This is a genomic window from Clostridium sp. USBA 49 (assembly GCF_900167505.1).
GTDB classification, from domain to species: domain Bacteria; phylum Bacillota; class Clostridia; order Clostridiales; family Clostridiaceae; genus Clostridium_AT; species Clostridium_AT prolinivorans.
In genome coordinates, this window is the sequence record NZ_FUYD01000003.1 from 63,282 (window position 1) to 78,648 (window position 15,367).

Here is a 15,367-nt window from a genome sequence, read left to right on the forward strand (position 1 = left end):
TATAGTAGAAATTAATTTAAAGCTTATTGTGAGTTAATAATACTATAAAAAAGTAAAATTAGAGGATATGATTTCCTCTAATTTTATTTTAACTGTAAATATTCTTTTTTATTTTATATTATTATTTTTAAAACTTGTTGTTGAAACTATGTTATTATCTTTAATATCTAAATATTTTATTTCAACCATATCTCCTTCTTTAGTTAAAACTATATCAACTCCGGCAGATTTATTTACCATATAAATAGTTTCTAATCCATCAAGTTTAAGATAAAAAATTGTATTTCCGTCTTCAGTTATTGCATTTATTCTTGAAACTTTTCCTGTAATAGTCTTTTCCTCAGCTTTAATACTATTTGCATTTTTATCTCCTACTTCATTTATTTTGCCATAAGCAATAGCATTTTTAAATGAATCAAGGGCTGCAGTTTTATTATCTTCAAGCACTACATAACTATTTTTAGCAGAAACTATCCCTACCTTTACTAAAGCTCCATCAGTTTTATTTACCACTGGAACTACCCATGCTTCAGCACCGAAAATATTATAAAACAAAGGCTGTACAGGAGTCCAATTTGCTTTATTAGCTCCTATAGTTTTATCTACAGCATTCATAGCTCCTTTGCCATTTATATAGCCTGATGTTTTATAATAAATCATATCTCCATTTCTCATATCCATAAGAGTATATCCTGTCATAGTTGTTGAATTTTCTGATGTATTTGTATGGTCAGTAAACCACTTCATTCTTCCATCACTATCTATGACTCCAGTAACTTCAGTAGAATTTACATCAAGTCCTCCTATACTTGTTTGAGAAACCCAATTTGTAGGTACATGAACTCCTATCTTTGCAAAAATTTTATTGAAAAATCCTTTAGAAAGTGTACCAAAATATCTATTATAATCTTCAGAAATATCAGAAGGATAAACTTCATCTACCCATTCAGGAGCTTTATCTTTACTATAATCAGTAATTTTTCCATCCTTAAAAGACACTAAAAGTACACCATCAACAACTGCACCTTTACGTCCATATTTATAATGTCCATAACTTCCTACATAATAAGGATTTCCTTCTTCATCAAGTTCAGCATTTGCTTGAAACAGTATTGCTCCAGGTTTAGCTCTTCTAAGTGCCCTATAAAGATTATGCCCAAAAGATAAAGATTCTGCTTTATTAATAGGCATATTAATAATTTTTGCCTCTTCCTGCTTTTCTGCTGAAACAACCATAACTCCAGGTATTTCTTTATTTGTAAGTGATCTAAAAAATCCATCTACCTCAATTGGTGCTACATAAAAAGCCTCTCCTTTAGCCATAGTTATTCCAAGTTCACCTACTTTATAAACACTAGGATTAGGAAGTGTTCCAAGCATTTTCTGCATTTCATAATAAGCTGTTTCTGGTGATATAATAATGACATGTTCAGCATCTATTTGAGAAATTTTTTCTGTACTTTCTTTAACTGGTACCATTTGTGCAAGTTTTTTAGCATTACCTGTTATATAAGGCAGAGTATTATATAATATACTTAAAATAAAAAATAAAATCATAACTGGTACAAAGAAAGATTTAGATTTAGATTTATTCTTATATTTGTTTTTCTCGCTTGATATAGTATAAAATATAATTTGAATAATAATTGGAATATAAAGCATAGAAAAAATAAAAGAAATACTTTTATCGTATTTACAAATATAAAACACAAAAAATGATATTATCCCTCCTAAAATTCCCCTTATAATTTGTTCTTGTAAATCTTCTTTTTTAATACTAGGTTTTAAAAACAATAAAATAAGTAATAAATAATACATTTTTATCCCCCTCATATTTAATACATTTTGTATTCTGAAACACAAAATGCAATATTAATAAAATTATTATAAGTTATACAATACCATATTGCAAATAACTTTTTTATCATTTTTATCCTAATACATTTGCCTTACATCTTTAAAGCTTTATATATATTATTAAATTCTGTAATCTTATTTTTTCTTTATATTTCTCTATATTTATAATATAATCGTTAATTTTAAAGTTTTCTTTAATAAGCCGCTATTATTATCCACTTTTTTCTATTAATATGATATAATTGAAGAAAATCTATAATTTTAAAGGAGATAATAATCATGGCTTTAATTCATTGTGATTTTTTTTCTGAAGTATTAGGTTTTTCAACTTCAATGTGTGTAATACTGCCTCAAAATACAATTTCTCAAATTGGAATGAAAGGTTCTATAAAAAAGGAAAAATATCCAACTTTATATTTACTTCATGGACTATCTGATGATCATACTATTTGGCAAAGGCGAACTTCTATTGAAAGATATGTTTCTGAACTGGGAATTGCTGTTGTAATGCCAAACGCTGGAAGAAGTTTTTATACAAATATGAAGCATGGATATAATTATTTTACATTTATATCAGAAGAACTTCCTAATATAGCAAGGCAATTTTTCCCTCTTTCTGAAAAAAGAGAAGATAATTTTATTGCAGGATTATCTATGGGAGGATATGGTGCTTTTAAAATAGCTTTAAGCTGTCCTGAAAAATATGCTGCTGCAGCAAGTCTTTCTGGAGTTTTAGATATAAATAGCCGCGTAAAAAGTGATGATATTATAAGTAATAATGAATTATATAATATTTTTGGCGAGTTAGATTCTGTACCTAATAGTGAACATGATTTATTTTATTTAGCTCAAAATTTAATAAATTCAGGTTCAATTAAGCCAAAACTTTTTCAATGCTGCGGCACTGAAGACTTTCTATATGAAAATAATCAAAATTTTAAGAATTTTATAGTAAAAACTGATTTTGATTATACATATATTGAAGGACCTGGAAGTCATACATGGGATTACTGGGATAAAAATATTCAAAACGTTTTAAACTGGCTTCCATTATAATTCAAATCAATTATTAATTAATTCATATATTTAAATATAAATTAAAGGTGATTAAGCAAATTTAAATATATAATTAAATTTGTTTAATCACCTCTTCTATTTATTCTTAATTTATATAATAAAGATTTTCTGAAGGATATTGAGCATCACTAGTAACATCTATATCAAGTCTTCTAAATATTTCTTCATCTGATCTGCTTAATATTGTAGTTGAATGTGCTTGACATCCTTTTAACAGTGGAAGTTTTTGAAGTGCTACTTCTGCTATGGGATTTGTAGCAGCACATATGCTAAGTGCAATCAAAATTTCTTCACAGTTTAATGCTGTACTCTTACTTTTTAAATTTTGTGATTTTAAATTTATAATAGGCTCAAGTATTAATGGTGATATAAGATAAATATCATCATCTATATTAGCAAGATATTTAACAGCATTTAAAATTACAGCCGCAGTTGCATTCATAACATCTGAGCTTTTACCTGTTAAAATAGTACCATCTTCTAATTCAAGAGCTACAACAGAACACACTTCACTTCCATTAATTTCTCCTTTTAATTTAGATGCACGTTCTCTTGCAGGTATAACAACCTTTCTATCTTCTGGCTTAAGTTTAAGTTCTTCCATAATAATTTTAATTCTTTGAAAAGTTTCTAAATCAACATATCCTTTTTTATATTCACATGCTGTTTCGAAATATCTTCTTATAATTTCTTGTTTTGAAGCCTCTTTAACAACTTCATCATCAATAATTCCAAAACCAACTCTATTAACTCCCATATCAGTTGGTGATTTATATATAGATTCTTTACCTGTTATTTTTTCTATAATTCTTTTAAGAACCGGAAAAGTTTCTATATCGCGATTATAATTTACAGCTAATTCATTATATGCATCAAGATGAAAAGAATCAATCATATTAACATCTTTAAGGTCTACTGTAGCTGCTTCATAAGCTATATTTAAAGGATGCTTTAAAGGAATATTCCAAACTGGGAATGTTTCAAATTTTGAATATCCTGCAACTTTGCCTCTTTTATATTCATGATAAAGCTGACTTAAACAAGTAGCTAATTTTCCGCTGCCTGGTCCTGGAGCAGTTACTACTACTATAGGTTTTGTTGTTTCAATATATGGGTTTGAGCCATAACCTTTATCACTTACAATATTGTCCACATCTGTTGGATACCCTTCAATAGCTTTATGCTTATATACCTTAATCCCTCTTCGTTCAAGTTTATTTATAAAAACATTAGTAGCAGGCTGCCCATTATACCTTGTTATAACTACACTATTTATATCAAGGTCATATTCTCTTAAGTCGTCTATAAGCCTTAAAACATCCATATCATAGGTTATTCCAAAATCTCCTCTTATCTTATTTCTTTCTATATCTCCTGCATAAACGCAAATAATTACCTCAAGCTTGTCTTTAAGTTCATGAAGTACCTTTATTTTAGCATTTTCATCAAATCCAGGTAATACTCTTTTAGCATGCATGTCAAAAAGAAGCTTACCTCCAAATTCAATATAAAGCTTGTCATAATTATTAACTCTCTCTAATATATATTTTGATTGTTCTTTAAGATATTTTTCATGATCAAATCCTTTTTTCATTTTACCCACCACCAAATTATCATAAGTTTTTCTATATATAATGCTGCAATTTTCAACTTTATTATTATATCACATAGTACAAATCTAATTTACTCTTTTTTGTGTGCATTTTCAATTTCTTTTTTTAATGCTTTAAAATCTTCAAAGTTTAAAACCTCTGCATAATCATCTTCAAAATCATCTATACTTACTTCAGGTTCAACATAGTTTATAATTTCTTCATAAATATTTTTAAAATCAATTGTACCTATAAGCCTTTGAAATTCGTTTTTAGGGCTATTTCCATCTAATAATATTTCTTTACCTAAAGGAGTTATATCAAATCCATTTGCCATAATAAAATAAAGCTTAATCAAAGGAATGTTAGAAATATCTGCCTGAATAAGCTGTTCAAAACTAAATAAAAAATCAAATCTATTATTATAAATAGGCTGTATAAATTGTAAATAATGCCCAAGTGGAGTCAATAAATAAGCATCCATAATAAATGAAAACTCTACACTTAAAGCAATGCCAAAAAATCTTTCTTCAGGTATTTTATATATTTCGCTTTCACTTATAGGTTTAAAAAGTAATTCACTTAAAGATGATATATCAATATCAATATTAAATTTTTTAAATATTTTATAACTATATTCATTAAGATTTTGAGAATTACTAAACAATTCAAATAAAGCTTTCTTTGAAAAAGTACTTCTATCAAAATTAAAAGATTGCAATAAAATTTTTGAGGCATTAGAAATTATTGCAGCTACTATTTTTTTTAGTTGTTCTATTTTAGAAAGGCTGAAAAATTCATTAACATTATTTAAATTTTGCATAGCTCTATATGTACCAATTGAAGGCATTTTTTTTATTAAATTAAGTTCATAGGCAATATTAGTTAAAAAAGTTACATAAAATATTTCTTTAAAAGTTAATTTATTAATTATTTTATTTCTTTCTTCTTCTAAAAGTAATCCTGACTCATCTATACCTACATCTGGAGAACAATATTCTAAAAATAACTTAATGTCTTCTAAAACAGGATGGTTATCAATAGTAAACAATTTATATTCATATTTAAATTCCTTTAAAGTTCTGTTTTTATAAATAGGATTAATTATTGGAACTACTCTAAATTTCTCCCCAAATTTATCTTGAACTTGAAGATTTATAAAATTTGAAGGAGACAATGGAGTGTTATCTACAAGAGAAGAATAATACCATATTCTATAAAAATAAGGTATTGCTTTTACTATAATTCGTTTCTCTTTTGGAGAAAATTCATTATATTCAAAGAAAAAATCTTCTGTAAAAAGTTTGAGTATATTATTCATATATTCATTGTTATTGCAAAATTTTAATATATCCTTATTCAATTTTTACATCCTTTCTTACATCCACAAAAATGAACTTTTTTTAAAAACTATAACTTATATTATAAACTATATATAATGATAATATAAAGACTAGCATTTATATTTTTTATATTTTTATTATGTGAATATTTTTGTTATATATAATGATTGCACTATATGATTGCACTATAAAAAGTATTTTTATTGAAAATTAACTGTTATATAACTATATAGGTACAATAGTAAACTTTAAATGCTATAATAAATACTAATAATATAATAAATACTATAAATTATATAAAAATTTAATTTAAAGATTATTAAAGCTTAATCATATAATTTTATTTTATATATAAATTTAAAGTTTAAAGAAATAAAATTTGAGGCAGTTAGTAATTTTAGTTAATATTCACTGAAATTACTAACTGCCATTTATTTTTTATCATTACTAAAAATTATAAAACTTTTCTTCCTGGGAGTATCATATTTATAACTCCTATAATTAATGCGGCTATTATTGCGCTTAACATACTTATATTAAATCCTGATACAATGTAACTTGTTAAGTAAATTATAGCTGCCGATACTAAAAAACCTGTTATACCTCTTCCAAAAGGAGTTGCATCAAATCCTGTAAGCTTTTCTATAAGATAATCTATGACACCTATTACTGCAGAAGCTATAAGAAGCGGCCAAATACCACTAATAGTAAAGCCTGGTGTAAGAAAAGCTACTACAGCTAATGTAATTGCAGAAACAATTATTCTTGCAATCATATGACCTATACCAAATTCCTTATCAGCTTCCTTTTTTTTGCCTTCCATAGAAAAACCTCCTTTTTATTTTATATTATGATTATTTAACTTAATCATATATATTATTATTTAAACATAACTTGAATCTTATGTATTATTTTATAATGCAATTTTTTACTTTTTTAAAAGTAATTTTATAAATTTTTAATTTCAAAGTAAAATCAACTTATATTAAATATTTATTTTTATTTTTTCTTAATTTTTTTCTTTATCTCTTCTATAGCACTTTCAAATTTTTTTGAGTTTAAACGTGGATACGCCTTTAATAATCTTCTTTGTCTTAAATTTATTTTAAGAAGTAATTTTTCTTTTGATTCTTTAAGAGCATTTATTCTCTTATCTATAATTAGAATACTTTCTTTACTTATTTTTTCATTCATAAGTTTATCTACATTATTTTTAATCTCCATTAATATGTCTTGAATTTCAGCAAATAATCTCTTAAAAGCAATTAAATTATTTATAGTAAAAATTATATCTAATAACAAAATAATTAATACTGTAATAAATACCAATTTATTGTTTTTATCTACTATCCAATACACAATTTTTGATACTTTAGGATTTATAATTTTAGCAAAAAATACTGAAATAATTCCCCAAAATATTGAAAATCTTAAACAAACATACCCCTTTATATTGAATTTTAAATTAGAATAATCCCACCATCTTGTATTAAAAGCTGCTTCAAGAACATAGCCTGTAACTAACTCAATAATTGAAGCTATTAATGCTCCTGCAACAAATATATAAATATAATTATTGCTTATTATATCTATCAAGATAATAAGTAATACAGCTGTTGTACCATATATAGGACAAACAGGTCCTCTTAAAAATCCTCTATTAATAAACCTTTTTTCCCTTAATAAATGATAAATAACTTCTAAAACCCATCCTAAAAAAGAATAAATTATAAAAGAATAAAATAAATAATAAAATTTTTCCATATATCTACCTCTTCATAATATATTTTTATATACTAACAATCTATGTTTAAGTTTTATCTTTTATTAGAAATTATTTGAATTTTATATCATATTAATAATTACAATTGTTTATTACTTTTATTTTTATAATTATCATATTTTCTATTTTATCATTTAAATTTTTAAAATAATAGTATAATTCTAATTTTTATAATATAGCTAAAATAAGAACTTAATATATACTAAAATAAATAATACATTTTTATCTATATATATGTTATCAATATTTTAAAAATATTTTTATAAGAAATTAGAATATATAGAATATATTTTTTAAAATAATTAGATATTATAATAATTAAATTTTATTATTGTTTATATTTACCTGATTTTGGTTTATAATTAAAATAACATATTAATTATTTTTCATGAGAAACTAAATATATGTAAAATTTTAAAATTTTACATTATAATCTCAGGGAGGTGTTTTTAGTGAAAATAAAAAAAATAACATTTACTCTTTTAATTTCAACTTTTTTAATTTTTTCTTACGGATGTAAAAAAGACAATATTAAAAATAATGAAAATAATACCCAAAATTCACAAAATGGATCTATTTTAAATGAAAATAAAAATAATAATCCAGCAGTTGATCCAAAAGATAATAATGCAAATATAGGAGTTAATGAAAATACTTCTAACAATGCTAAATATACTATAAAAGACATATATCCTTTTAATTTAAATACATTATACACTTATGAAGGAAAAGGCAATGAATATGCCTCTTTCACAGTTTGGGTGGACTATATTAAAAACGACAAGATACAACTTAGAAAAAATAATGGCGGCACTGAAATTGCAAATGTCTTAGAATATAAAAACGGCGAACTTAAACTTATCTATTCTAAGGAAGAAGCTTATTATAGGGAAGATTTTACTTCTAAAAAACCCAATACTGATGAAATACTTTTAAAAGAACCCATAGTAAAAGGCACTTCTTGGAATATTTCAAATGACAGAAAAAGATATATTTCTAATATAGATATAGATGTTGATACACCTTTAGGAACATTTAAAGCTGTTGAGGTAACTACAGAAGGTAAAGATTTTAAAGATATAGATTACTATGTACCTCAAAAGGGACTTGTAAAATCTTTATATACTTCAAAAGATATGGAAGTTATTTCATCATTAAAAAAACTCCAAAACAATGCATCTCTTGTTCAAACTATTAAATTTTATTATCCTAATATAAATGATGATAAATTATATTATATAGATAAAAATTTAACTTTTAAAACTAATGATATAACTAAATTTGCATTTGAAAAAGCATTTAAAGAATCTCCAAATGCAAGTCTCGGAAAACCTTTAAGTCCAAATGCAAAAATTAACAGTCTTTATTTAAATAATGATACAGTTTATGTAGATTTTAATAAAAATTTTGTTACAGAAATGAATGCTGGATCTGGTTATGAATCATTAATTCTTCAAAGTATAGTAAATACTTTAGGCGGCTACTATGGAGTAGACAAAGTTTATATAACTATTGAAAATAAGCCTTATAGCTCTGGACATATTGAAATGAAAAAAGGCGAAGTATTCAAAGTAGATAATAAAAATTCAGTAAAGCTTAAATAAAGCTTTAAAACTCCTTTTTTAATTTTATAGGTATTTTATATATCATAATAAGCCATACTATAAAAGGATTAAAAAGATTAAGCAGAATTATAAATTTTAATTACAATGCAAAATAAAATATAATTAACACCAAAATATATTCTGTCTTAATCAAAAAAGAAAGGAGTTTTATATAATGGCATTAACAAACAAAGAAAAAACTTTAATAGAGGATAATTTAAATCAAGAATATATTTGCATAAGAAAATATGAGCAATATGCTTCTTTAGCTTCAGATCAAAATATAAAAAAAGTGTTTACAGACATTGCAGATAAAGAACGTCAGCATGCTGATACATTAAAAGGAATGCTTCAAGGTTCTAATATAACCAGTCAAAATATTTTTGAAACTTATACTAAGCCTGAAAATAATTTATCTAATGTACAGCACGACTTAGGAATTACAGATGCTCAGCTTTTAAATGACGCTTTATCTACTGAAAAACATGTTTCAAGCTCATACAACACAGCTGTTTTAGAATCTGTTGATCCAAATATAAGAAAGCAGCTTCAGCATATCCAGCAGGAAGAACAAAATCATGCTGAAACATTATTTAGAGAAATGCAGTCAAACGGCTGGTATAACCCATCATAGTAAAAAAGCCTAGCAAAAATTTTTGCTAGGCTTTAATAATATTTAATTCTCTCATTATATTATTTTAGTTGTCCAATTTTCACAATTCCAAATTTCAGTTACTATATCTTTGTAAAATTCAGGCTCATGACAAACTAAAAGTATTGAACCTTTATATTCTTTTAATGCCCTTTTAAGCTCAGTTTTTGCATCTACATCTAAGTGATTTGTTGGCTCATCAAGTATTAGTATATTTGTTTCTTTATTTATTAATTTTGCAAGTCTTACCTTAGCAGCCTCTCCTCCGGATAAAACCATAATCATACTTTCAATGTGTTTTGTAGTTAATCCACACTTTGCAAGTGCAGAACGAACTTCATACTGAGTATATCCAGGAAAATCACTCCAAAATTCTTCAATACATGTATTAGTATTTCCTTCCCTGCTCTCTTGCTCAAAATATCCAATATATTGATAATCTCCAAGTTCAACTTTCCCGCTTATTGGTTTAATTTGTCCAATTAAACTTTTAAGAAGTGTTGTCTTACCTAATCCATTAGCTCCAACTAATGCAATTTTCTGCCCTCTTTCCATATAAAGATTAAGAGGTTTTGTAAGAGGATGATCATAGCCTATAACTAGATCTTTTGTTTCAAATATAACTTTTCCCGAAGCTCTAGCTTGTTTAAAATTAAAAACAGGTTTTGGTTTATCAGAAACAAGTTCAATTTTATTAATTTTATCTAATTTCTTTTGTCTTGATTTAGCCATATTTGCAGTAGCTACATTAGCTTTATTCCTTGCAACAAAATCTTCCAGTCTTGCAATTTCTGCCTGTTGTCTTTCATATGCTTGCTCTAATTGTTTCTTTTTAGCCTCATATACTCTTTTAAATTCATCATAATTTCCAACATATCTTGTAAGACCTTTATTCTCCACATGATATATAATATTAATTACTGAATTTAAAAATGGAATATCATGAGAAATTAATATAAATGCATTTTCATAAGAATTTAAAAATTTTTTAAGCCATTCAATATGAACTTCATCTAAATAATTAGTAGGTTCGTCTAAAAGTAATATATCAGGAGTTTCGAGCAAAAGTTTAGCAAGTAAAACCTTTGTTCTTTGTCCACCACTTAAATCTTTAACATCTTTATCTAACCCCACATCTAAAAGCCCTAATCCTCTTGCTGTTTCTTCTATTTTAGCATCAATAACATAAAATCCATTATGATCAAGCATATCTTGAATTACTGCTGTCCTTTCAAGCATTTTTTCAAGTTCTTCTTCTGAAGCATCACCCATTTTTTCATATAGTTTATTCATTTCAGCTTCCGCATCAAACAAATACTTAAAAGCTTCTTTTAAAATATCTCTTATAGTTTTACCACTCTCAAGTGAAGAATGTTGATCCATATATCCTACCCTAACTTTATTAGACCATTCAATTTGACCTTCGTCTGGAACAAGCTTTCCTGTGATTATATTCATAAAAGTTGATTTTCCTTCTCCATTAGCACCTATAAGCCCAACATGTTCGCCTTTTAAAAGTCTAAATGATATATCTTCAAATATAGCTCTATCTCCAAAACCATGGCTTACATTCTTTACAGTTAATATACTCATTAATTTCTCTCCTTGCTTTTTAATTGGAATATATTTATCTTTTATTCTTAACAGATACAACTATTATTTTGCCACACTGCTACAATAAACTTTAAAATTTAACATATATAGTTTAAATTATATAAACTTATTCTGTCAATTAAAGTTGTGAACTTAAAAATTTATAATATTACTACATATAGTCACCATTTTAATAACAATATCATAAATTATAATTGATAATAGCTTTTTAACCTTAGGAGGTAAAATGTATAATAATTCACCTTTTTATTGTCCTTATTCTATGAATCAAATTATTTGTCCATATTCAATTAATAACAGAAGTGTTAATGATTTTGAAAAATTTGAGGAATTTGATGACTTTGAAAAATTTGAGGAATTTAATAGTTGTTTTAATAATGACTTTGACGGTTTAAATTATTTTAACATGGATGACTTCAATTTAGAAAGAGCACCACAAAAAGAAGTTACTCGAATTTTTAAACTTCTCAGCCAGCAAAGACCTGATCTTTTTAAAGAACTTCAAAAATTTGGAGTAAAAAAAGCAACTATTGATATTCAATTTAGATTAGCTATAGCTTATACTTTAGATAACGAGGCAAAATATACTGGAAATATAGATCAAAAAACTAACTCAATATTTAATAATTTTATGAAATATCAAAGCTGGATTTTTATTTCTCTTCGTGCTTTAGGTGTTCCAAGTAACGTAATTAATAATGTTTTTAAAGATGTAATAAAATTTACTTTAAAAAATATATCTTCTTCTACAAAACCTCCAAGCAGCAAATGGAGTAAATGGGAAAATCTTGGAGGTATATTAAATTCTGCTCCTGCCGCTTCTTCTTGGGGACCAAATAGAATTGATACATTTGCAGCTGGTACTGATAATGCATTATATCAAAAATTTTGGAATGGTTCTAAATGGAGCGATTGGATTAGAATAGGTGGAGTTTTAACTTCAGCTCCTGCTGCTGTTTCATGGGGATTTAATAGAATTGATGTTTTTACAAGAGGTACAAATAATTCTATGTGGCATATATTCTGGAATGGCTCTAAATGGAGCATGTGGGAAGATTTAGGTGGAACATTAACTTCAGCTCCTGCCGCTTCTTCTTGGGGACCAAATAGAATTGATACATTTGTAAGAGGAACTGATAATGCATTATACCACAAATGGTGGGATGGTTCTAAATGGAGTATGTGGGAAAATTTAGGTGGAGAATTAACTTCTTCTCCTGCTGCTGTTTCATGGGGATTTAATAGAATTGATGTTTTTGCAAGGGGAAAAGGAAATCATCTATATCATAAATGGTGGAATGGATCTAACTGGAGTAATTGGGAAGACCTAGGTGGAAATATAACTTCTTCTCCTGCAGTTTCTTCACGTTCAGCTAATAGACTTGAAGTTTTTGCTAGAGATAGTAATAATCAGCTTATTACTAAGAGTTGGAGTGGATCTAGCTGGAGTGGATGGAGTAATCTTGGTGGTGTTTTAACCTCTGATCCAGCTGCTGTATCCTGGGGATTAAATAGAACAGATGTTTTTGTTAGAGGAACTGATAATGCTATGTGGCATATTTGGAAAAATTAAATAATACAAAATAAATTTATTAATCAATAATGAAATTATAGAAGTCGTAAAGCAATAAGCTTTACGACTTCTATTTATTAAAAAATAATCTTATCTTCTATTATATTACCATTGCACGAATTTTGAAATGTTTTCCACATCACTATTATCATTCTCCAAAATTCCCATAATAAGATCAAAATAATTTTGGAAATGATAACTTAGGAATCATAATTAATATGGATTGACTTAAAGAATTACCATATTCTATAAAAGCTCTGGTACTATATTAGGCACTTTTTCTCCAAGTACCCCCTTAACTAAATTTTCTGCTGCTAACATAGCCATATCAAACCTAGTTTTTTCTGTTGCAGAACCTATATGGGGAAGAGTAATAACATTAGGCATATTAAGAAGTTCATTATCTTTTTTAACTGGCTCTATTTCAAAAACATCAAGACCTGCTCCAAAAATTTTTTTATTTTTAAGTGCTTCAATTAATGCTTTTTCATTAACCGTTTGTCCTCTGGACGCATTTATAAATATTGCAGTACTTTTCATAAGATTAAATTCTTCAGCATCAATTAAGTGATATGTTTCTTTTGTAAGTGGTGTCATAAGAACTATAAAATCTGAAATTTTTAAAAGTGTATTCATGTCACAATATTTTGCTCCTATTTTTTCTTCTGCTTCTTTTTTTCTATTTCTGTTATAATAAAAAACTTCCATATCAAATCCAAGCTTTGCTCTTTTAGCTACCTTCTCCCCTATTCTTCCCATTCCAATTATACCTAAATTTTTATGATGAACATCTATTCCAAAAAGATTATCTGAATCTTTAGATTCCCATTTTCCTTCTTTTACATATCTATCTAATTCTGGAATTCTCCTTGCTGAAGATAATATTAATCCAAAAATTAAATCAGCAACAGTGTCATCTAAAACATAAGGTGTATTTGTACCTATAATTTTTCTTTTTTTCATAGCCTCCAAATCAAAATTATTATACCCAACAGAAACATTGCTTACAACTTTAAGCTTTGGTGCAGCATTTAAAAATTCTTCATCTACTCTTCTTCCCATTAAAATTATGCCATCTTTATCTGAAATTTTCTGCAAAAGCTCTTTTCTCGAGATTTTTCCATCTCCCTGCCACATTTCATACTCACAATAAGTTCCAATGTAATCTAAAACTTTTTTAGGAAGTTTTTCTTCTATATATACTTTGGGTTTAATCATAACATTCTACCTCTTTTTTTAAAATTTATATAATTTTATTATATAATACAGCCTTTTAAAAATGCAAATATTTTACATAAATTTATTTTTAAGCTCTCCTTTAAGTGTATGGGTACATTTGAAATTTAATTTATACGTCCTATAATTAATCTTAATAATAAAATAAATTTGGAGGGAATGTTATATGGCAAAATATGAATTAAACAAAAACTTAGCTCAAATGCTAAAAGGTGGAGTAATAATGGATGTAGTAAATGCCAAGCAGGCTATAATTGCTGAAAAAGCAGGAGCATGTGCAGTTATGGCACTTGAAAAAGTACCAGCAGATATAAGAAAACAAGGTGGAGTCGCAAGAATGTCTGATCCTAAAATGATAAAAGAGATAAAAAGTGCTGTATCTATTCCAGTTATGGCAAAAGTTAGAATAGGTCATTTTGTTGAAGCTGAAATATTACAAGCTATTGGGATTGATTTTATAGACGAAAGTGAAGTTTTAACTTATGCAGATGATAAATATCACATAGATAAAAAAAGTTTTGAAGTTCCTTTTGTATGTGGTGCAAGAAATTTAGGAGAAGCTTTAAGAAGAATCGGAGAAGGAGCATCTATGATAAGAACTAAAGGTGAAGCTGGTACTGGAGATGTAGTTCAGGCTGTTAAACACATGAGATGTATCATGGATGATATTAGAAGAGTAAAAAATTCACCTAAAGATGAATTAATGACTTTAGCAAAAGAATTTGAAGCACCTTACGATCTTGTAGAATATATTTGGGAAAATGGTAAACTTCCAGTAGTTAATTTTGCAGCAGGTGGAATTGCTACTCCAGCAGATGCTGCACTTATGATGAAACTCGGTGCAGAAGGTGTTTTTGTAGGTTCAGGAATATTTAAATCAGGAAATCCAGAAAAAAGAGCTAAAGCCATAGTCATGGCAACAACTTATTATAATGATCCTAAAATTCTTGCAGAAATATCCGAAGATTTAGGAGAGCCAATGGTTGGTATAAACTGCAGTGAATTAGAAACTAAGTTTGAAGAAAGAGGCTGGTAG

12 protein-coding genes are annotated in these 15,367 nt (G+C 26.7%); 5 read left to right on the forward strand and 7 right to left on the reverse strand.

The genetic code is table 11. From position 1 onward, the window contains the following. Nucleotides 1-108: 108 nt before the first annotated feature. On the reverse strand, nucleotides 109-1,818 hold the full coding sequence (locus tag B5D11_RS04170) for a hypothetical protein (protein ID WP_078681801.1): 1,710 nt from the start codon (nucleotides 1,816-1,818) through the stop codon (nucleotides 109-111). Between the two features lie 318 nt (nucleotides 1,819-2,136). On the opposite strand from B5D11_RS04170, the gene B5D11_RS04175 reads away from it, so the two are divergent. Next, nucleotides 2,137-2,913, forward strand: coding sequence for an alpha/beta hydrolase (locus B5D11_RS04175; RefSeq protein WP_078681802.1), 777 nt, complete (start codon nucleotides 2,137-2,139; stop codon nucleotides 2,911-2,913). A 106-nt stretch (nucleotides 2,914-3,019) separates the two neighbouring features. Here B5D11_RS04175 and B5D11_RS04180 read toward each other — a convergent pair whose 3' ends face one another. The 4 genes from B5D11_RS04180 to B5D11_RS04195 all read right to left on the reverse strand — a co-directional run bounded on the left by B5D11_RS04180 (nucleotide 3,020) and on the right by B5D11_RS04195 (nucleotide 7,633). After that, the gene (locus tag B5D11_RS04180; protein WP_078681803.1) at nucleotides 3,020-4,528 is read right to left on the reverse strand and encodes a DUF1846 domain-containing protein; all 1,509 of its coding nucleotides are present in this window, start codon (nucleotides 4,526-4,528) and stop codon (nucleotides 3,020-3,022) included. A gap of 89 nt (nucleotides 4,529-4,617) precedes the next feature. After that, nucleotides 4,618-5,889 carry a hypothetical protein gene (locus B5D11_RS04185; RefSeq protein WP_078681804.1) on the reverse strand — a complete coding sequence of 424 codons (1,272 nt, stop codon included), beginning with the start codon at nucleotides 5,887-5,889 and terminating at the stop codon, nucleotides 4,618-4,620. A 434-nt stretch (nucleotides 5,890-6,323) separates the two neighbouring features. After that, entirely contained in the window at nucleotides 6,324-6,692 is a 369-nt protein-coding gene (locus B5D11_RS04190) for a phage holin family protein (protein WP_078681805.1), read from the reverse strand. Between the two features lie 176 nt (nucleotides 6,693-6,868). Beyond that, on the reverse strand, nucleotides 6,869-7,633 hold the full coding sequence (locus B5D11_RS04195; RefSeq protein ID WP_078681806.1) for a putative ABC transporter permease: 765 nt from the start codon (nucleotides 7,631-7,633) through the stop codon (nucleotides 6,869-6,871). Between the two features lie 471 nt (nucleotides 7,634-8,104). Between B5D11_RS04195 and B5D11_RS04200 the strand changes: the two genes are divergently transcribed. Further along, nucleotides 8,105-9,256 carry a GerMN domain-containing protein gene (locus B5D11_RS04200; protein ID WP_242942243.1) on the forward strand — a complete coding sequence of 384 codons (1,152 nt, stop codon included), beginning with the start codon at nucleotides 8,105-8,107 and terminating at the stop codon, nucleotides 9,254-9,256. A gap of 175 nt (nucleotides 9,257-9,431) precedes the next feature. Beyond that, entirely contained in the window at nucleotides 9,432-9,890 is a 459-nt protein-coding gene (locus B5D11_RS04205) for a DUF3231 family protein (RefSeq protein ID WP_078681807.1), read from the forward strand. Between the two features lie 54 nt (nucleotides 9,891-9,944). Here B5D11_RS04205 and B5D11_RS04210 read toward each other — a convergent pair whose 3' ends face one another. After that, nucleotides 9,945-11,501: an ABC-F family ATP-binding cassette domain-containing protein gene (locus B5D11_RS04210; RefSeq protein ID WP_078681808.1), complete on the reverse strand. Its 1,557-nt coding sequence runs from the start codon at nucleotides 11,499-11,501 to the stop codon at nucleotides 9,945-9,947. Between the two features lie 247 nt (nucleotides 11,502-11,748). On the opposite strand from B5D11_RS04210, the gene B5D11_RS04215 reads away from it, so the two are divergent. Then, nucleotides 11,749-13,095 carry a DUF346 domain-containing protein gene (locus B5D11_RS04215; protein WP_078681809.1) on the forward strand — a complete coding sequence of 449 codons (1,347 nt, stop codon included), beginning with the start codon at nucleotides 11,749-11,751 and terminating at the stop codon, nucleotides 13,093-13,095. Nucleotides 13,096-13,341: 246 nt separating this feature from the next. On the opposite strand, the gene B5D11_RS04220 is transcribed toward B5D11_RS04215, so the two are convergent. Next, a complete protein-coding gene (locus tag B5D11_RS04220) occupies nucleotides 13,342-14,313 on the reverse strand; it encodes a 2-hydroxyacid dehydrogenase (RefSeq protein ID WP_078681810.1) in 972 nt (323 codons plus the stop codon). Between the two features lie 184 nt (nucleotides 14,314-14,497). Between B5D11_RS04220 and pdxS the strand changes: the two genes are divergently transcribed. Next, on the forward strand, nucleotides 14,498-15,367 hold the full coding sequence (pdxS, locus tag B5D11_RS04225) for a pyridoxal 5'-phosphate synthase lyase subunit PdxS (RefSeq protein WP_078681811.1): 870 nt from the start codon (nucleotides 14,498-14,500) through the stop codon (nucleotides 15,365-15,367).

Coding starts and splice junctions, on each gene's coding strand:
- B5D11_RS04190 (WP_078681805.1), bottom strand. CDS start 6,692: ATGGAAGGCAAAAAAAAGGAAGCTGATAAGGAATTTGGTATAGGTCAT.
- B5D11_RS04175 (WP_078681802.1), top strand. CDS start 2,137: ATGGCTTTAATTCATTGTGATTTTTTTTCTGAAGTATTAGGTTTTTCA.
- B5D11_RS04195 (WP_078681806.1), bottom strand. CDS start 7,633: ATGGAAAAATTTTATTATTTATTTTATTCTTTTATAATTTATTCTTTT.
- B5D11_RS04180 (WP_078681803.1), bottom strand. CDS start 4,528: ATGAAAAAAGGATTTGATCATGAAAAATATCTTAAAGAACAATCAAAA.
- B5D11_RS04210 (WP_078681808.1), bottom strand. CDS start 11,501: ATGAGTATATTAACTGTAAAGAATGTAAGCCATGGTTTTGGAGATAGA.
- B5D11_RS04215 (WP_078681809.1), top strand. CDS start 11,749: ATGTATAATAATTCACCTTTTTATTGTCCTTATTCTATGAATCAAATT.
- B5D11_RS04220 (WP_078681810.1), bottom strand. CDS start 14,313: ATGATTAAACCCAAAGTATATATAGAAGAAAAACTTCCTAAAAAAGTT.
- B5D11_RS04205 (WP_078681807.1), top strand. CDS start 9,432: ATGGCATTAACAAACAAAGAAAAAACTTTAATAGAGGATAATTTAAAT.
- pdxS (WP_078681811.1), top strand. CDS start 14,498: ATGGCAAAATATGAATTAAACAAAAACTTAGCTCAAATGCTAAAAGGT.
- B5D11_RS04170 (WP_078681801.1), bottom strand. CDS start 1,818: ATGTATTATTTATTACTTATTTTATTGTTTTTAAAACCTAGTATTAAA.